The organism is Halomonas sp. Y3 (assembly GCF_024137965.1).
GTDB classification, from domain to species: domain Bacteria; phylum Pseudomonadota; class Gammaproteobacteria; order Pseudomonadales; family Halomonadaceae; genus Halomonas; species Halomonas mongoliensis.
The window spans coordinates 2768736-2787258 of sequence record NZ_CP099975.1 but is presented as its reverse complement, the minus strand read 5'-3'; the positions used below and the strand labels follow the sequence as shown (position 1 = coordinate 2787258).

The window sequence follows — 18523 nt, the reverse complement described above, 5'->3', positions numbered from 1 at the left end:
GCTTGACTTGTCCACCAGGCACGGTTCCGACTTCCCTCCTGTGCAGGGTGGGCGGGCAACTGCCCGTGTCGCCGAGCCTTTTTATAAATCTCATATAAAACAATGCTTTAGGTGAGGTCAAAAATTGATCAATCTAAGCTCAAGCCGCTTCCCGTGGCGGTCAGAAGACCTTTTCGAGCGGTTTTGAACAGGGTTATCCACAGAATGTGTGGAAAACGTTGGGGTGGTGGATAAATGGCCGGCGGCGACGCCGCGAGGTCGCCGCCGGCAGGGGTCAGCGCTGCTGGAGGGCGCGCAGGCGACGCAGCAGGGAGGAGGTGTCCCAGCGGCCGCCGCCCATCACCTGGACGTCGGCGTAGAACTGATCGACCAGGGCGGTGACCGGGAGGCGCGCCTGGAGGTGGCGGGCCTGCTCCAGGCAGATGCCGAGATCCTTGCGCATCCAGTCCACGGCGAAGCCGTGGTCGTACTCGTCCGCGATCATGGTGGCGTGGCGGTTCTCCATCTGCCAGGAGCCGGCCGCCCCCTTGGAGATGACATCCACCACCCGTTGCTGGTCCAGTCCCGCCTGCTCGGCGAAGTGCAGCCCCTCGGCCAGGCCCTGGACCAGGCCGGCGATGCAGATCTGGTTGACCATCTTGGTGAGCTGGCCGCTGCCGGCGGCGCCCATCAGGGTCACGGCGCGGCCGTAGTGGGCGAGCACCGGCTCGGCCCGGGCGAATGTCGCCTCATCGCCGCCGCACATGATGGTCAGGGCGCCATTCTCGGCGCCCTGCTGGCCGCCGGAGACCGGCGCATCCAGAAAGCCGATGCCGCGCTCGCGGCAGGCGGCGTCGAGCTCCAGGGCGAGCTCCGCCGAGGCGGTGGTGTGGTCCACCAGCAGGCTGCCCTCGGCCATGCCGGAGAGGGCGCCCTGTTCGCCGGTGGTGACCTGGCGCACGTCGTCGTCGTTGCCCACGCAGACCAGCACTAGCTCGGCGCCCCGGGCGGCCTCCTCGGGAGTGGGGTGGTGGCTGCCGCCGTGTTCGGCGGCCCAGGCTTCGGCCTTGGCCGCCGTGCGGTTGTAGACGCGTACGCTGAGCCCGGCGCGAGCCAGGTGGCCGGCCATGGGGTAGCCCATCACGCCCAGGCCGATAAAGGCGACGGTGGAGATGCTCTGGCTCATTTTGTTGCTCCTGGTATGGCGGGTGAGTGGTGAGTCGCGAGGTGAGTGTTCCATGCAGCAGAAAGCCGCCCGAAGGCGGCTTTCTGAAGCGTAGCGCATGCGGCCCTGGCCGCTTCTGCCGGCTTATTTGGCAGGATAGTCGCGCTGGTCGTGACCGGTATAGAGCTGACGCGGACGGCCGATCTTGTAGCTGTCGCTGAGCATCTCGTGCCAGTGGGAGATCCAGCCGATGGTGCGGGACACCGCGAAGATCACGGTGAACATGTTGGTCGGGATGCCCATGGCCTTGAGGATGATGCCGGAGTAGAAGTCCACGTTCGGGTAGAGCTTGCGCTCGACGAAGTACTCGTCCTCCAGGGCGATCTCCTCCAGGCGCTTGGCGATCTTCAGCTGCGGGTCGTCGATGCCGAGCTCGGCCAGCACCTCGTCGCAGGTCTCCTTCATGACCTTGGCGCGCGGATCGAAGTTGCGATAGACCCGGTGGCCGAAGCCCATCAGCTTGAAGGGGTCATCCTTGTCCTTGGCCTTGTCGATAAAGCGCTGGATGTTCTCTTCGGAGTCGTCGCCGATCTCGTCGAGCATCTTCAGCACCGCTTCGTTGGCGCCGCCGTGGGCCGGGCCCCAGAGCGCGGCGATGCCGGCGCTGATGCAGGCGAAGGGGTTGGCGCCGGTGGAGCCCGCCAGGCGCACCGTGGAGGTGGAGGCGTTCTGCTCGTGGTCGGCGTGCAGCATGAAGATGCGGTCCATCGCCTTGGCGTAGACCGGATTGATCTTGTACTCGTCGCAGGGCGTGCTGAACATCATGTAGAGGAAGTTCTCTGCATAGCTCAGGTCGTTGCGCGGGTAGTTGAACGGCTGGCCCACGTTGTACTTGTAGGACATCGCGGCGATGGTCGGCATCTTGGCGATCAGGCGGATCGCGCTGATGATGCGGTCCTCTTCCACGTTGATGTCCATATGGTCGTGATAGAAGGCGGCCAGGCCGCCGACCACGCCGCACATGATCGACATCGGGTGGGCGTCACGACGGAAGCCCTTGAAGAAGTTGTTGATCTGATCATGGACCATGGTGTGGTTGCGGACCCGCGACTCGAACTCCGCATACTGCTCGGCGTTGGGCAGCTCGCCGAACAGCAGCAGGTAGCACAGCTCGACGAAGTTGGAGTCCTTGGCGAGCTGGTCGATGGGAAAGCCGCGGTGCAGCAGGGTGCCCTTGCCGCCGTCGATATAGGTGATGGCCGACTGGCAGGAAGAGGTGGCCATGAAGCCGGGGTCGTAGGTGAACAGGCCTTCGGCGCCCAGCCCGCGGACGTCGATCACGTCGGGGCCCAGGGTGCCCGAATAGACAGGCAGTTCGATCGTCTTGTCCAGACCGTCTACCGTCAGCGTCGCTTTCCTGTCAGCCATGGAAGGCCTCCTCTCGAGTTCGTGATAGGGCGATAAGTCGTTATTTCACTAGCGAGTTCGCAGCGAATGCCGGCGAAAAGGTTCGCCCACTATAGAAGCGTTCCAGCGATTGTCAATTAGCCCATAGCGACTGGCACCTTGTGCATGCTTGTGTGTCTGGTATAAGTGTTGTTGAATAATTGGTGCCATGCATCACGCTCGTGCGGGCGGGGGCGCCACCGAGGAACGACAGGCCGCAGCAGGGGTGTCGACAACCTTTGCACCATGGTCTAGTAGGCCGCCGCTGCGTTTGTCATGAAGGGGCCATGTCCCTATAATCCACCCCGCGCGACTGGCAGGAGAAGCGGTCTCGTCTTCCTCTGGAGACAGGTACCGCGCCTTCCCGAAACCACCGCCCGCTCGGGCCTTGCCCGTCCTGTCGTAGAGTGGGCCATAGAGAGTGTGTAGAGAGCCGTGAATAGCAAACGACCCGTAAACCTGGATCTGTCCACGATACAGTTTCCATTGCCCGCCCTGACCTCCATCGCCCACCGCATCACCGGCGTGATCCTCTTCGTCGGCCTGATCTTCGCCTTCTGGGCCCTGAGCAAATCGCTCTCCTCCCCGGCCGGCTTCGACGCCGTGAGCAACGCCCTGGCCAACAACTTCCTGGCCAAGCTGATCGCCTGGGGCCTGCTCTCGGCGCTGGCGTACCACTTCGTCGCCGGCATCAAGCACCTGGTGATGGACGCCGATATCGGCGTGACCCTCGAGGGTGGCATCAAGAAGGCGCAGATCACCGTGGTGGTGAGTGCGGTCCTGATCATTCTGGCGGGAGTCTGGGTATGGTAACCAATATCACCAATTTCGGTCGCAGCGGCCTCTCCGACTGGCTGGTCCAGCGCGTATCGGCGGTCATCCTGGCCCTCTACACCGTTTTTATCGTTCTCTACCTGCTGCTCAATCCGGGTCTCGACTACGCCACCTGGAGTGGTCTGTTCGCCCAGACCTGGATGCGCATCTTCTCGCTGCTGGCCTTCGTGTCGCTGGCGGCCCACGCCTGGGTCGGGCTGTGGACCGTGACCACCGACTATCTCAAGCCGACCGGACTTCGCGTCGGCGCCCAGACCGCCATCATCCTGGCCATCTTCGTGTTCCTGGTCTGGGGCATTCAGATTCTGTGGGGAGCCTGATTCATGTCCAACATGCGTAGCCTGTCTTTCGACGCCATCATCATTGGCGGTGGCGGTGCCGGCCTGCGGGCCGCCCTGGAGCTGGCCAAGTCCGGCAAGAAGACCGCCGTGCTGTCCAAGGTCTTCCCGACCCGCTCCCACACCGTCTCCGCTCAGGGCGGCATCACCTGCGCCATCGCCTCCGCCGACCCCAACGATGACTGGCGCTGGCACATGTACGATACCGTCAAGGGCGGCGACTATATCGCCGACCAGGACGCGGCCGAGTACATGTGCTCCGAGGGCCCCAAGGCGGTCTTCGAGCTCGAGCACATGGGTCTGCCGTTCTCCCGCTTCGACAACGGCCGCATCTATCAGCGTCCCTTCGGCGGTCAGTCCAAGGAGTTCGGTGCCGGCGGCCAGGCGGCGCGTACCTGTGCGGCCGCTGACCGTACCGGCCACGCCCTGCTGCATACCCTGTATCAGAACAACCTGAAGAACAACACCACCTTCCTCAACGAGTGGTATGCGGTTGATCTGGTCAAGAACGCCAACGATGACGTGGTGGGCTGTATCGCCATGGACATCGAGACCGGTGAAGTGGTGCACGTCAAGTCCAAGGCGACCGTGCTGGCCACCGGCGGTGCTGGCCGTATCTACGCCTCCACCACCAATGCCCTGATCAACACCGGTGACGGCATCGGCATGGCGCTGCGCGCCGGCTTCCCGATGCAGGACATGGAGATGTGGCAGTTCCACCCGACCGGCATCTACGGCGCCGGCACCCTGGTGACCGAAGGTTGCCGCGGCGAGGGTGGCTATCTGGTCAACAAGGACGGCGAGCGTTTCATGGAGCGCTATGCGCCCAACGCCAAGGACCTCGCCGGCCGTGACGTAGTGGCACGCTCCATGGTCATGGAGATCCTCGAGGGCCGCGGCTGCGGCGAGAACGGCGACCACGTCTTCCTGAAGCTCGACCACCTGGGTGAAGAGGTTCTCGGCAAGCGTCTGCCCGGCATCGTCGAGCTCTCCAAGACCTTCGCCCACGTGGACCCGGCCAAGGAGCCGATCCCGGTGGTGCCGACCTGCCACTACATGATGGGCGGCGTGCCGACCAACATCCATGGCCAGGCGATCATGCAGGACGCCGACGGCAACGACAAGATCATCAACGGCCTGTTCGCCTGTGGCGAAGCGGCCTGCGTGTCGGTGCACGGCGCCAACCGCCTGGGCGGCAACTCCCTGCTCGACCTGGTGGTCTTCGGCCGTGCGGCCGGCATGTACATCGAGGGCGCGCTCAACGAGGGCATCGAGTACCTCGACGCTTCCGAGTCCGATATCGAGTCGGCCATGAAGCGCATGAACCGCTGGAACGAGTCCACCGGTGGCGAGACGGTGCCGGAGCTCAAGCGCGAGCTGCAGAGCATCATGCAGAACTCCTTCGGCGTGTTCCGCGAAGAGAAGAACATGGTCGAGGGCGTCAAGAAGCTGGCAGAGCTGCGCGAGCGCATCGCCAACGCTCACCTGCCGGACAAGTCCAACGCCTTCAACACCGCCCGCGTCGAGGCGCTGGAGCTGGACAACCTGATGGAAGTGGCCGAAGCCACCGCCATCTCGGCCCTGGAGCGCAAGGAGAGCCGTGGTGCCCACAGCCGCTACGACTACCCGGACCGTGACGACGTCAACTGGCTGAAGCACTCGCTCTACTTCCCGGCCGACAAGAAGCTCGGCAAGCGCGACGTCAACTTCGCACCGAAGACCGTCGACACCTTCGAGCCGAAGGTCCGCACCTACTAATTCAGCCACTGCGAGGGTGAGTCACGATGCTTCAGGTATCCATCTACCGCTACAACCCGGAAACCGACTCCGCGCCTTACATGCAGGAGTTCCAGGTCGACACCCAGGGCCGCGATGTCATGGTGCTGGACGTTCTGCACATGGTGAAGGAGCAGGACAACGGCATGGCCTACCGCCGCAGCTGCCGCGAAGGCGTGTGCGGCTCCGACGGCATGAACATGAACGGCAAGAACGGCCTGGCCTGTATCACGCCGCTCTCCGAGGTGGTGAAGGACGGCAAGCTGACGCTGCGCCCGCTGCCCGGCCTGCCGGTCATCCGTGACCTGGTGGTCGACATGGGGCTGTTCTACAAGCAGTACGAGCGCATCCAGCCGTACCTGCAGAACGACACGCCGGCGCCGGCCATCGAGCGCCTGCAGTCGCCGGAGGATCGCGACAAGCTGGACGGCCTCTACGAGTGCATCCTGTGTGCCTGCTGCTCCACCTCCTGCCCGTCGTTCTGGTGGAACCCGGACAAGTTCGTCGGTCCGGCCGGCCTGCTGCAGTCCTATCGCTTCCTGGCCGACTCCCGCGACACCGCAACCCGTGATCGCCTGGCCGAACTGGAGGACCCGTTCTCCGTGTTCCGCTGCCGCGGCATCATGAACTGCGTGGCGGTCTGCCCCAAGGGTCTCAACCCCACTCGCGCGATCGGCAAGATCCGCGACATGCTGCTGGCCAACGCCACTTAAATCGTGGCCGCGAGCTTGCTATCATGGCCCCCATCCATTGGCTGCGACCAGGTGTCGCAGCCAGTGGCCGGCGGGTCAGCAGCATCAGGAGCCGGTGCCTTGTGCACCGGCTCCTGAGCATCGAAAGCCGAGCATGGATAACAGGCTGACGGTTCGCCGCCGGCACGCCGGAACAACACAGGCCCTACCGGCAGGGCATCACCGATGTCGCAGCACCCGAGTGCCGCGGCGCCGATACCACCCCATCAGTGCAGGGTGACCGAGAGATGCAACAAGGCATAATGGAGTTGATGTGGCGCTCCTCTCACGTCAGTGGCGGCAATGCTCACTACGTGGAAGCGCTCTACGAGCAGTACCTCGATGATCCCGCCGCTGTTCCCGATGAGTGGCGTAACTACTTCGACCAGCTGCCTGTCCCCGAAGGCGGCGCCTCCCACGATGTTCCCCTGACTCCGGTTCGCGACCAGTTCTATCAGCTGGGCCGCGCCCGCCGCACCAGCGTGGCGGCCGCCGCCGCCGGCGGCGAGGAGAGCCGCAAGCAGGTCAAGGTCCTCCAGCTGATCAACGCCTACCGCTTCCGCGGTCACCAGAAGGCCAACATCGATCCGCTGGGCCTGCGCAGCCAGCTTCCCGTTCCCGACCTCGACCTCTCCTTCCACCAGCTCGCCAAGCAAGATCTCGATACCGAGTTCCAGACCGGCTCCTTCTTCCTGGGGCTGGACAAGGCGCCGCTGCGCGATATCGTCGAGGCGCTGGAGCAGACCTACTGCCGCTCCATCGGCTGCGAGATCATGCATATCGTCGATACCGAGGAGAAGCGCTGGCTGCAGCAGCGCTTCGAGTCGGTGCGCAGCGCGCCGAAGTTCAGCAACGAGGTGCGCAAGCACGTGCTGGAGCGGCTGACCGCCGCCGAGGGCCTGGAGAACTACCTGGCCTCCAAGTACCCGGGCACCAAGCGCTTCGGCCTCGAGGGCGGCGAGTCCTTCATTCCGATGATGGACGAGCTGATCCAGCGCGGCGGCGGCTACGGCATCAAGGAGATCGTGATCGGCATGGCCCACCGCGGCCGCCTCAACCTCCTGGTCAACATCCTCGGCAAGAACCCCGGCGACCTGATCGACGAGTTCGATGGCAAGAAGGTCATCGAGCGCGGCTCCGGCGACGTCAAGTACCACCAGGGCTTCAGCTCCAACGTCATGAGCCCGGGAGGCGAGGTGCACCTGGCGCTGGCCTTCAACCCCTCCCACCTGGAGATCGTCTCCCCGGTGGTCGAGGGCTCGGTGCGCGCCCGCCAGGATCGCCGCGACGACAGCGACGGCACCAAGGTCCTGCCGATCAGCATCCACGGCGACGCCGCCTTCGCCGGCCAGGGCGTGGTCATGGAGACATTCCAGATGTCCCAGACCCGCGCCTACAAGACCGGCGGCACCATCCATATCGTGATCAACAACCAGGTCGGCTTCACCACCTCGAACCCCCTGGACACCCGCTCCACCGAGTACTGCACCGACATCGCCAAGATGGTCCAGGCGCCGATCTTCCACGTCAACGGGGACGACCCGGACGCGGTGCTGCACGCGACCCAGGTGGCGATCGACTTCCGTCAGCAGTTCAAGAAGGACGTGGTGATCGACCTGGTCTGCTACCGTCGTCGCGGCCACAACGAGGCCGACGAGCCGAGCGGTACCCAGCCGCTGATGTACCGCAAGATCAAGGATCATCCCTCTTCCCGCGAGATCTACGCCAAGCGCCTGGTCGAGCAGGGCGTGCTCTCCGAAGAGGAGGCCAAGGCGATGATCGAGACCTACCGCGAGGACCTGCTGGCCGGCAACCATGTGGCCAACGCCCTGGTGCAGGAGCCCAACACCTCGCTGTTCGTCGACTGGAAGCCCTACCTCGGCCACGAGTGGACCGGCTATGCCGACACCGCGGTGGAGATGAAGCGCCTGCAGCGCCTGGCCGCCCGCATGTGCGAGATCCCCGACGGGGTCGAGGTGCAGCGTCAGGTCGCCAAGATCTATGAGGATCGCCGCAAGATGCAGGCCGGCGGCATGGCCCTGAACTGGGGCTTCGCCGAGACCCTGGCCTACGCTACCCTGCTCGACGAGGGGCATCCGGTGCGCATCACCGGCCAGGACGTGGGCCGCGGCACCTTCTCCCACCGTCACGCCGTGGTGCACAACCAGAAGGATGGCACCAGCTATGTGCCGCTCCAGCATATGGCGGACGGTCAGCCGGCCTTCACCATCCATGACTCCTTCCTCTCCGAGGAGGCGGTGCTGGCCTTCGAGTACGGCTATGCCACCACTGCTCCCAACGACCTGGTGATCTGGGAAGCGCAGTTCGGCGACTTCTTCAACGGTGCCCAGGTGGTGGTTGACCAGTTCATCTCCTCCGGCGAGACCAAGTGGGGGCGTCTGTGTGGCCTGACCATGCTGCTGCCCCACGGCTACGAGGGCCAGGGTCCCGAGCACTCCTCGGCGCGCCTGGAGCGTTTCCTGCAGCTGTGTGCCGAGTACAACATGCAGGTCTGCGTGCCCACCACGCCGGCGCAGATCTTCCACCTGCTGCGCCGCCAGGTGATCCGTCAGCTGCGCAAGCCGTTGGTGGTCATGTCGCCCAAGAGCCTGCTGCGCCACAAGGAGGCGATCTCCAGCCTGGACGAGCTGGCGACCGGTCAGTTCCAGATGGTGCTGCCCGACCAGGGCAACCTCGACCCCAAGAAGGTCGAGCGCATCATCCTCTGTGCCGGCAAGGTCTACTACGACCTGGCCGCCTGGCGGACCGAGAACAAGCGTGACGACGTGGCCATCGTGCGCGTCGAGCAGCTCTACCCCTTCCCCAAGGAGGAGCTCTTCGAGGCGCTCAAGGCCTATGTCAATGTCCGCGACGTGGTGTGGTGCCAGGAGGAGCCTCTCAACCAGGGGGCCTGGTACCCGAGCCAGCACCATATGCGTGCCGTGGCCGACATGCTCAAGAGCAACCTGGGCGGGGCGCTCAAGTTTGCCGGCCGCCCGGCCTCCGCCGCACCCGCCGCGGGCTACATGTCCGTGCATATCGAACAGCAGCGCCAGCTGGTGGAAGACGCCTTCAATCTGTAAGGCACGCCACCGGGACGAGAAAGAACAGACAAGGGAAACGACATGGCTACCGAGATCAAGGCCCCTACCTTTCCGGAATCCGTTGCCGAGGGCAGCGTGGCTGCCTGGCACAAGAAGGCCGGTGACAGCGTGGAGCGCGACGAGCTGATCGTCGAGATCGAGACCGACAAGGTGGTGCTCGAGGTGCTGGCTCCCGAGGCCGGCACCCTCGCCGAGGTGCTCGCCGAGGAGGGCGACACCGTGGAGTCCGAGCAGGTGCTGGGCCGCATTGGCGAAGGCAAGGCCGCGGGCGGCAAGGCCGATAAGGCCGACGCCAAGGCCGAAAAAGGCGCTGCCAAGGCCGACAAGCCGGCAGCCGGCGGCAAGCAGCACGAGGTGAAGGCACCGACCTTCCCCGAGTCCATCCAGGAAGGCACCGTGGCCAGCTGGAACAAGCAGGTGGGCGAGGCGGTCAAGCGCGACGAGGTGCTGGCCGAGATCGAGACCGACAAGGTGGTGCTCGAGGTCGTGGCCCCCGCCGACGGTGCCCTGGTCGAGATCAAGGCCGAGGAGGGCAGCCAGGTCGAGTCCGAGGCCGTGCTGGCGATCTTCGCCGAGGGTGCCGGCGGTGCCGCGACCGCCGCCGACGAGCCCCCGGCCGCTTCCGCCGACGACGGCGCCAGCGACGAGCAGGTGGGCGACAAGATCCTGGCCCCCGCCGCGCGCAAGCTGGTTGCCGAGCATGACCTCGACGTCAGCCGCATCGAGGGCACCGGCAAGGGTGGCCGCATCCTCAAGGAGGACGTGCAGAAGGCCGTGAAGGAGGGCTCCGCCAAGAAGGCCGCCAAGCCGGCATCCGGCGGCGCTGCCAAGGCCGCCGCCGCAGCACCGGCCGTCGAGGGCGAGCGTCCCGAGAAGCGCGTGCCGATGAGCCGTCTGCGCCAGACCATCGCCAAGCGCCTGGTCCAGGCCCAGCAGACCGCCGCCATGCTGACCACCTACAACGAGGTGGACATGAGCGAGGTGATGGCGCTGCGTGCCCAGTACAAGGACACCTTCGCCAAGACCCACGACGTCAAGCTCGGCTTCATGGGCTTCTTCGTCAAGGCCGCCTCCGAGGCGCTCAAGCGCTTCCCCGACGTCAATGCCTCCATCGACGGTACCGATATCGTCTATCACGGCTATCAGGATATCGGCGTGGCGGTCTCCACCGACCGCGGCCTGGTGGTTCCGGTGCTGCGCGACACCGACAGCATGAAGATCGCCGACGTCGAGAAGGGCATCGGCGACTTCGGCAAGCGTGCCCGTGACGGCAAGCTCGGCATCGACGAGATGCAGGGCGGTACCTTCACCATCACCAACGGCGGTACCTTCGGCTCGCTGATGTCCACGCCGATCCTCAACCCGCCGCAGACCGCCATCCTTGGCATGCACAAGATCCAGGACCGCCCCATGGCGGTGGACGGCAAGGTCGAGATTCGTCCGATGATGTACCTGGCGCTCTCCTACGATCACCGCATGATCGACGGCAAGGACGCGGTGCGCTTCCTGGTCACCATCAAGGAACTGCTGGAAGATCCGGCCCGCCTGCTGCTGGACATCTGAGCGGAATGTGCCGCCGGGCGATCCCCGGCGGTACTCCATCCCAAGACACGCAAGGGGAGCCAACATGGCTGACAAGTTTGATGTGATCGTGATCGGTGCGGGCCCCGGCGGCTACGTCGCCGCCATCCGCGCCGCCCAGATGGGCCTGAAGACCGCCTGCGTCGAGAAGTGGATCGGCAAGGAAGGCAAGGTGGTGTTCGGCGGTACCTGCCTCAACGTGGGCTGCATCCCCTCCAAGGCGCTGCTTGAGGCCTCCCACAAGTTCGTCGAGGCCAAGCACGACTTCGCCGACATGGGGATCCAGGCCGGCGACGTCCAGATGGACGTCAAGAAGATGATCGCCCGCAAGGACACCATCGTGAAGAACCTCACCGGTGGCATCGCCGGCCTGTTCAAGGCCAACGGCGTGACCGGTATCGAGGGCACCGGCAAGGTAGTCGGCGCCAAGCAGGTCGAGGTCACCGACCTCGATGGCAAGGCGACCACCTATGACGCCGACAGCATCATCATCGCCGCCGGCTCCGTGCCGGTGGAGATTCCGCCGACCCCGCTGACCGAGGGCCTGATCGTCGACTCCACCGGCGCGCTCGAGTTCACCGAGGCCCCCAAGCGCCTCGGCGTGATCGGCGCCGGCGTCATCGGCCTGGAGCTGGGCAGCGTCTGGAACCGCTTGGGCTCCGAGGTCACCGTGCTCGAGGCCATGGAGAGCTTCCTGCCGATGGTGGACACCGCCATCGCCAAGGAGACCCAGAAGCTGCTCAAGAAGCAGGGCCTGGACATCAAGCTGGGCGCGCGGGTCACCGGCTCCGAGGTCAAGGGCAAGGAAGTGGTCGTCAAGTACACCGACGGTGACGGCGACCAGGAGATGACCTTCGACAAGCTGATCGTCTGCGTCGGCCGCAAGCCCTACACCCAGGGCGTGGTGGCCGACGGCCTGGGCATCGACCTGGACGAGCGCGGCTTCATCCACGTCGACGACCAGTGCCGCACCAGCGTGCCGGGCGTCTACGCCATCGGCGACTGCGTGCGCGGCCCGATGCTGGCCCACAAGGCCTCCGAAGAGGGCGTGATGGTCGCCGACATCATCGCCGGCCATAAGGCCGAGATGAACTACGACGCCATCCCCAACGTCATCTACACCTTCCCGGAGGTGGCCTGGGTCGGCCTGACCGAGCAGGACGCCAAGGCCAAGGGCATCGAGGTCAAGACCGGCTCCTTCCCCTTCGCCGCCAGCGGCCGCGCCATGGCCAACAACGCCACCGAGGGCCAGGCGAAGATTGTCGCCGATGCCGAGACCGACCGCGTGCTGGGCATGCATATCGTCGGTCAGCACGCCGGCGAGATGATCGCCCAGGGCGTCATCGCCCTTGAGTTCGGCTCCAGCGCCGAGGATCTGGCGCTGACCTGCTACGCGCACCCGACCATGTCGGAAGCGGTGCACGAGGCGGCGCTTGCCGTGGATGGCCACGCCATCCATATGGCCAACCGCAAGAAGCGCAAGTAAGTCGCACAACAAGCGCCGCCCCTCGGGCGGCGCGCCCCTTCCGGCCATGTATCGGAAGGGACGGTGGTGGTTCGAGGCGTCCGCCAGTCGGCGAGACAGGACCACCGTTCGAGTCACATGCAACCAATGGCATGAATCGATGAACCTTCACGAGTATCAGGGCAAACAGCTGTTTGCCGACTACGGTCTGCCGGTGTCCAAGGGCTTTGCCGTCGACACCCCCGAGGAAGCTGCCGAAGCCTGCAAGAAGATCGGCGGTGACATGTGGGTCGTCAAGGCCCAGGTCCACGCCGGTGGCCGCGGCAAGGCCGGCGGCGTCAAGCTGATCAAGAGCCCGGAGGAGGCCCAGGCCTTCGCCGAGCAGTGGCTGGGCAAGAACCTGGTGACCTACCAGACCGACGCCAACGGTCAGCCGGTCGCCAAGATCCTGGTCGAGAACTGCACCGACATCGCCGAGGAGCTCTACCTGGGCGCCGTGGTTGACCGTGCCACCCGTCGCGTGGTCTTCATGGCCTCCACCGAGGGCGGCGTCGAGATCGAGAAGGTCGCCGAGGAGACTCCCGAGAAGATCCTCAAGGCCGAGATCGATCCGCTGGTAGGCGCTCAGCCCTACCAGGCGCGCGAGCTCGCCTTCGCCCTGGGCCTGAAGGGCGACCAGGTCAAGCAGTTCACCAAGATCTTCCTGGGTCTCTCCAAGCTGTTCCACGACAAGGATCTGGCCCTGCTGGAGATCAACCCCCTGGTGATCACCGACGAAGGCAACCTCCACTGCCTCGACGCCAAGATCAACCTGGACAGCAACGCCCTCTACCGTCACCCGGACCTGCAGGCGATGCGCGACCCCTCCCAGGAGGATGAGCGCGAGGCCGAGGCGGCGGCGTGGGAACTGAACTATGTGGCCCTCGATGGCAACATCGGCTGCATGGTCAACGGCGCCGGCCTGGCCATGGGCACCATGGACATCGTCAACCTGCACGGCGGCTCTCCGGCCAACTTCCTGGACGTGGGCGGCGGCGCCACCAAGGAGCGCGTGGCCGAGGCGTTCAAGCTGATCCTCTCCGACGATAATGTGAAGGCCGTGCTGGTCAACATCTTCGGCGGTATCGTGCGCTGCGACATGATCGCCGAGGGCATCATCGGTGCCGTCGAGCAGGTCGGCGTCAACGTGCCGGTCGTGGTGCGCCTGGAAGGCACCAACGCCGAGCTGGGTGCCGAGAAGCTGGCTTCCAGTGGTCTGAACATCATCGCTGCTACCAGCCTGACCGATGCGGCAGAGCAGGTCGTTAAGGCAGCGGAGGGCAAGTAATGAGTATCCTGATCGACAAGAACACCAAGGTCATCTGCCAGGGCTTCACCGGCGGCCAGGGGACCTTCCACTCCGAGCAGGCGATCGCCTACGGTACCCAGATGGTCGGCGGCGTGACCCCGGGCAAGGGCGGCCAGGAGCACCTGGGCCTGCCGGTGTTCAACACCGTCAAGGAAGCCGTTGAGCAGACCGGCGCCGAGGCCAGCGTGATCTACGTGCCGGCCCCCTTCTGCAAGGACTCCATCCTCGAGGCGGCCAACGCCGGCATCAAGCTGATCGTCTGCATCACCGAGGGCATCCCCACCCTCGACATGCTCGACGTCAAGGTGAAGTGCGACGAGCTGGGCGTGCGCCTGATCGGCCCGAACTGCCCGGGCGTGATCACCCCCGGCGAGTCCAAGATCGGCATCATGCCGGGTCACATCCACAAGCCGGGCAAGGTCGGTATCGTGTCGCGCTCCGGCACCCTGACCTATGAAGCCGTCAAGCAGACCACCGACTACGGCTTCGGCCAGTCCACCTGCGTGGGCATCGGCGGCGACCCGATTCCGGGCTCCAACTTCATCGACATCCTCGAGATGTTCGAGAAGGATCCGGCCACTGAGGCGATCGTGATGATCGGCGAGATCGGCGGCACCGCCGAGGAAGAGGCGGCGGCCTACATCAAGGCCAACGTCACCAAGCCGGTGGTCTCCTACATCGCCGGTGTGACTGCCCCTCCGGGCAAGCGCATGGGCCACGCCGGTGCGATCATCTCCGGCGGCAAGGGCACCGCGGACGAGAAGTTCGCCGCCCTCGAGGACGCCGGCGTCAAGACCGTGCGCTCCCTGGCGCAGATCGGCGACGCCCTGAAGGAAGTGACCGGCTGGTAAGCCGGCGACCCCCTCTCGGGAATGCCAAAAGGGCGCCTTCGGGCGCCCTTTCTCGTGCGTGCCATTTTTCGGAAACGGATCAGCCGGCGGCGAGCTGGCTGCGGTCGCGGCCGTCGCGCTTGGCGCGCAGCAGGGCCTGATCGGCTCGATGCAGGGTATCGGCATAGGGCTCGCCCGCGCGGTGCTCGCTGAGTCCGGCGCTCAGGGTCACCGAGAGCGGCTGGCCAGCAATGAAGACCTGAACGCGCGCCAGGCGTGCACGCATCCGCTCGACGATGCGCGATGCCTCCTCAAGGCTCGTCTCCCCTAGCAGCAGCAGGAACTCTTCGCCCCCCCAGCGGCCGCAGAGGTCATAGTCGCGCAGGCTCTCGCGCATGGTTCGGGTGATCGCCACCAGCAGCGCATCGCCCACGTCGTGGCCGTGGGCATCGTTGATCTGCTTGAAGTGGTCGATATCCAGCAGGGCCAGCGTATAGCTGCGTTCGTCCCGATCCAGGCGGGCGAGATGCTCGTCGATCAGCCGCCGGTTGGGTAGGGCGGTGAGGGCGTCATGGTGGGCCTCCTCGTGCAGCGTCTGGTTGCGCTCGCAGATCAGCGCCTGATAGCCGTCGGAGATGCGCGACAGCTTCTGCTGGCGCCTAAGGGACCGCTCGTAGCGCTTCTGGGTCACCTGCTGGGCCTCCCGGGCCAGGGCCTGGTAGCGGTCCGAGATGTTCATCAGCCGCTCCAGCTGCTCCCGCTGGTCGCGGTGCTGCAGGTAGAGGGCCTCCAGGGCCTCGCGCAGGGGGTTGTCGGCGTGACGGGGCTCGGCGAGCAGCGCGGCGACCCGCTGCAGCAGCCCCTCCTCGCCCCGGCTCTTCACGGGGTCACCGGCGTCGGGGTGATGGCGAAGGGGTAGCTGCAGTCCTCCTTGAACTCCTCTGCCAGCTCGGCGATGCGCTCGTTGCGCGGGTCGTAGTGCCAGGTCACGCTGACCGGGCGTCCCCCCTCGTGGGCCTCTTCCAGGAGGTCGAAGATATCCATCATCGCCTTCACCGACGAGGTGTTGAGGTAGACCAGCGTCAGCTCCAGGGCCAGGGGACGGCTCTCGTCGCTCAGGAAGCGCTCGACCCAGGCGATGACCTGGTCGAAGAGCTCATAGGAGTTTTCCGGGTAGGAGTCGCCCTGCAGGGTCAGGCGTCCGGCGGCCCAGTCGCTGCGTATCGCCGGCGTGGACTGGCTGCCGGGGATGTCGAGGTCGGGAATCATGGTCATGGCGTTCGTCATAGGGTGGCGGTCAGGCTGAAGAAGCTTTGCTGGTCTGACAGCGGCTGCAGGGAGGCGCGCATCGGCCGGCTCGACTTGCGGGCGATATCCAGCAGCCCCAGGCCGGCGCCGCTGGAGGCGTCGACCCGGGGCTGGCGGAGCTGGCGCTTGTAGGCCGCCTTGAGCTCGGCGCGGTCAAGCCGGGCCAGGTCGTCGATGGTGGCTGCCAGGCGCTCGCCGTCCGGGGTCTGCACCAGGTTGCCCGCCGAGACCCGGTAGTGCCCCTGATCGTCCTGGGAGACCACCACGGTGGCCGAGGCCTGTTCGTCGTCGTAGCCCTGACGACGCGCATAGTGGCGGATATTCTGGGTCATCTCGATGTAGGCGGCGAAGACATCCATGGCCGCAGCGGGGGCAGCCTGCTGGGTATCCAGATAGTTGCGCAGGGCCTTGCCGATCTCCTCGATCAGGCTGCGCGAGATGGGGCCATTGAAGCACAGCATGACCCGCTCGCGCTGATAGCTCTCCCGCATCTTCAATAGGTCCATGATGGCTCCTTGACTAGCGAGGCCCCGCCGGGGGGCCGGTCGGCGATTGGGGTGACAGGCCTTCGTCGGGCTCGGCGCGAAAGGCCAGCAGCGTGATGTCGTCGCGCTGGGGCAGTGCTCCCCGATAGGCCTGCAGTGCCGCCTCGAAGGCGCGCATCTGCTTGGCCAGGGGATGGCTCGCCTGAGCCTTGATCAGCGCCTCGAAGCGCGGGTTGCCGAAGCCGAAGCCGTGGCTGCCGCCGGCCTGGTCGAGGAAGCCGTCGCTGCACAGGTAGTAGCTGGCTCCCGGGGTCATGGCGAGCGTCTGGTTGACGTACTCCCCCGGGCGCCGATGCCCGATGGCGCGCTTGTTGGCCTTGAGGCGCGTCAGCGTGTCGCCATCGCTGGCGTAGAGATCGATCTTGGCCCCGGCGAAGGTGAGTCGTTTCCGGTCCGGCTCGATCCAGACCAGGCCCAGGTCCATGTTGGTGGCGATGGAGGAGGGCAGGTGGTCGGCGGGCAGCAGCTCGCGGCCGTGCCGGTCGATGTCGGTGAGCAGGGCCGCCGGGTCCTCGGCACCGTGCCGGGCAATGGCCTGGTCGATCAGGGCCCGGGCCAGCATGGTCATCATGGCGCCGGGAACCCCGTGGCCCGCGCAGTCCACCACCCCCAGCAGATAGCCTCGCCCGCTGGCGTGAAACACGTAGAAATCACCGCCCACGGTATCCCGGGGCTTCCAGAGTACACCGTAGCGGTGGCTGAGGTGCCGCTCGAGCGGACGGTCCGGCAGGATGGCACGTTGAATGATGCTGGCGTACTGGATGGAGTCGCCCAGCTGCTGGTGGGCGGCGGCCACCTTCGCATGGGCCGCCTCCAGGGCCTGGGTACGTTCGCGGACCTGGCCTTCGAGGTCGCGGGTGTAGCGCTCCACCTGGCTGGCCATCCGCGAGAAGGCCTGGGAGAGAGCGCCGATCTCGTCGCCGCGCTCGGTGGGCAGCCGGGAGCGGTAGTCGCCCCCGGCAATGGCCTGGGCCGAGGCCTTGAGGCGGTTGAGAGGCGCCAGGATCAGGCGGTCCGTGGCGTAGGCGAAGGCGAGCAGCAGGGTGCCAAGGATCAGCGTCAGGGCGACGGCCAGGGTCCAGAGCCAGCGGCTCTCCAGCAGCTGTGCCGTGCCGGTATCCAGGGCGCTGACCAGCAGCCACTGCAGCTCGGGAATATAGCCCAGGGTCAGCAGCTTGGGGCGCCCCTCGAAGTCTACCTCCAGGTGATGAATGGTGCCGGGGCGGCGCACGGCCTCCTGGAGGGCGCGGGTTACCTCGGTGCGGTCGGCGTCGCCCACCAGGTGCTGAAGGCGCTGGCTCTCCTCGGCCTCGAGCGGGGTGTTGAAGGAACTCCAGGCGATCTGAGCGGTGTCCGGGTGGACCTGGATGGCGCCCTGGCGGTCCACCACCATGGGCAGCAGGCCTGCCGGTGCCTGGCGCATGAAGCGGTCGAGGAAGTCGCTGAGATCGATACTGCCGCCGGCAAGCCCTAGGGCTTCGCCGTTTTCCATCACCTTGACGTTGATCCAGATCATCGCCTGCTGCAGCGTTCGGTCGATGTTGACGTTGATGTTGTAGCTGGCGCTGCTGGCCATCAGGTCGAAGTACCAGGCGTCGCCGGGCTCGTCGGGGTCGAGGTGGTAGGTCGGGCCGGCGTCCTGCGCTTTTCCCCCGTCGTTGAAAAAGTAGGCGCTGCTGGCGTGGTCGATAATAAAGTAGGCCTGGCTTTCGAGCTGGCGGCGGAAGCTCTCGGACTCCTCGTGAAAGCGGGTCCGGTAGGTTTCATCCTCGAGGTGGGTTAGCCACTCCCGGGTAATCAGCGAGTCGGCGAAGCGCCGCGACAGGGCCAGCTCCCGGGAGACGGGGGAGACGATGCGCTGCATCTGCAGCAGGGTGTAGTTCTCGGCGTAGGCCTGGGCGAAGTGGCGGTGAATATCGTCCACGGCCTTCCAGCCGATCAGCCCGGCGGGAATCAGCGCCAGCAGGCAGGCCAGCAGCAGAGTCACCACGGACTTGCCGCGCAGGCCGAGGAGTGCTGCCATGAAGAGGTTCCCTGTGCTCGGGTCGGGCGGTTCGCCGGCCCGGTTGTCAT

Annotated in this window: 15 protein-coding genes; 9 read left to right on the top strand and 6 right to left on the bottom strand. The window is 65.8% G+C overall.

Annotation, left to right across the window (positions count from 1 at the left end; all coding sequences use genetic code 11):
• Positions 1 to 274 precede the first annotated feature (274 nt).
• Together NHL60_RS13240 and gltA are read right to left on the bottom strand one after the other, a co-directional pair.
• Positions 275 to 1165: an NAD(P)-dependent oxidoreductase gene (locus NHL60_RS13240; RefSeq protein WP_253444159.1), complete on the bottom strand. Its 891-nt coding sequence runs from the start codon at positions 1163 to 1165 to the stop codon at positions 275 to 277.
• A 123-nt stretch (positions 1166 to 1288) separates the two neighbouring features.
• Positions 1289 to 2572, bottom strand: a complete 1284-nt coding sequence (gltA, locus tag NHL60_RS13235) for a citrate synthase (protein WP_253444157.1) — start codon at positions 2570 to 2572, stop codon at positions 1289 to 1291.
• 453 nt (positions 2573 to 3025) lie between these two features.
• Between gltA and sdhC the strand changes: the two genes are divergently transcribed.
• The 9 genes from sdhC (at position 3026) to sucD (ending at position 14618) form a co-directional block, all read left to right on the top strand.
• Entirely contained in the window at positions 3026 to 3403 is a 378-nt protein-coding gene (sdhC, locus tag NHL60_RS13230) for a succinate dehydrogenase, cytochrome b556 subunit (protein WP_253444155.1), read from the top strand.
• Positions 3397 to 3744, top strand: coding sequence for a succinate dehydrogenase, hydrophobic membrane anchor protein (gene sdhD, locus NHL60_RS13225; protein WP_253444152.1), 348 nt, complete (start codon positions 3397 to 3399; stop codon positions 3742 to 3744). The genes sdhC and sdhD overlap by 7 nt, the downstream gene beginning before the upstream one ends.
• Before the next feature lie 3 nt (positions 3745 to 3747).
• The gene (gene sdhA, locus NHL60_RS13220; RefSeq protein ID WP_253444149.1) at positions 3748 to 5520 is read left to right on the top strand and encodes a succinate dehydrogenase flavoprotein subunit; all 1773 of its coding nucleotides are present in this window, start codon (positions 3748 to 3750) and stop codon (positions 5518 to 5520) included.
• A gap of 26 nt (positions 5521 to 5546) precedes the next feature.
• On the top strand, positions 5547 to 6251 hold the full coding sequence (locus NHL60_RS13215; RefSeq protein ID WP_253444147.1) for a succinate dehydrogenase iron-sulfur subunit: 705 nt from the start codon (positions 5547 to 5549) through the stop codon (positions 6249 to 6251).
• A 266-nt stretch (positions 6252 to 6517) separates the two neighbouring features.
• Positions 6518 to 9352, top strand: a complete 2835-nt coding sequence (locus tag NHL60_RS13210) for a 2-oxoglutarate dehydrogenase E1 component (protein WP_253444144.1) — start codon at positions 6518 to 6520, stop codon at positions 9350 to 9352.
• A gap of 42 nt (positions 9353 to 9394) precedes the next feature.
• Positions 9395 to 10936 carry a 2-oxoglutarate dehydrogenase complex dihydrolipoyllysine-residue succinyltransferase gene (gene odhB, locus NHL60_RS13205; RefSeq protein ID WP_253444141.1) on the top strand — a complete coding sequence of 514 codons (1542 nt, stop codon included), beginning with the start codon at positions 9395 to 9397 and terminating at the stop codon, positions 10934 to 10936.
• Positions 10937 to 11000: 64 nt separating this feature from the next.
• Positions 11001 to 12440: a dihydrolipoyl dehydrogenase gene (gene lpdA / locus NHL60_RS13200; protein WP_253444138.1), complete on the top strand. Its 1440-nt coding sequence runs from the start codon at positions 11001 to 11003 to the stop codon at positions 12438 to 12440.
• 139 nt (positions 12441 to 12579) lie between these two features.
• Positions 12580 to 13746: an ADP-forming succinate--CoA ligase subunit beta gene (sucC, locus tag NHL60_RS13195; protein ID WP_253444135.1), complete on the top strand. Its 1167-nt coding sequence runs from the start codon at positions 12580 to 12582 to the stop codon at positions 13744 to 13746.
• Positions 13746 to 14618 carry a succinate--CoA ligase subunit alpha gene (gene sucD, locus NHL60_RS13190; protein ID WP_253444133.1) on the top strand — a complete coding sequence of 291 codons (873 nt, stop codon included), beginning with the start codon at positions 13746 to 13748 and terminating at the stop codon, positions 14616 to 14618. Before sucC ends, sucD begins: the two co-directional genes overlap by 1 nt.
• A 79-nt stretch (positions 14619 to 14697) precedes the next feature.
• Here sucD and siaD read toward each other — a convergent pair whose 3' ends face one another.
• The 4 genes from siaD to siaA are packed head-to-tail and all read right to left on the bottom strand — an operon-like array spanning position 14698 to position 18473.
• Entirely contained in the window at positions 14698 to 15480 is a 783-nt protein-coding gene (gene siaD / locus NHL60_RS13185) for a biofilm regulation diguanylate cyclase SiaD (RefSeq protein ID WP_253444131.1), read from the bottom strand.
• Positions 15477 to 15872 carry a biofilm regulation phosphoprotein SiaC gene (gene siaC, locus NHL60_RS13180; RefSeq protein WP_301271064.1) on the bottom strand — a complete coding sequence of 132 codons (396 nt, stop codon included), beginning with the start codon at positions 15870 to 15872 and terminating at the stop codon, positions 15477 to 15479. The genes siaD and siaC overlap by 4 nt, the downstream gene beginning before the upstream one ends.
• 8 nt (positions 15873 to 15880) lie before the next feature.
• A complete protein-coding gene (gene siaB, locus NHL60_RS13175; protein ID WP_253444128.1) occupies positions 15881 to 16411 on the bottom strand; it encodes a biofilm regulation protein kinase SiaB in 531 nt (176 codons plus the stop codon).
• 13 nt (positions 16412 to 16424) lie between these two features.
• Entirely contained in the window at positions 16425 to 18473 is a 2049-nt protein-coding gene (gene siaA, locus NHL60_RS13170) for a biofilm regulation protein phosphatase SiaA (protein ID WP_253444110.1), read from the bottom strand.
• Positions 18474 to 18523 lie beyond the last annotated feature (50 nt).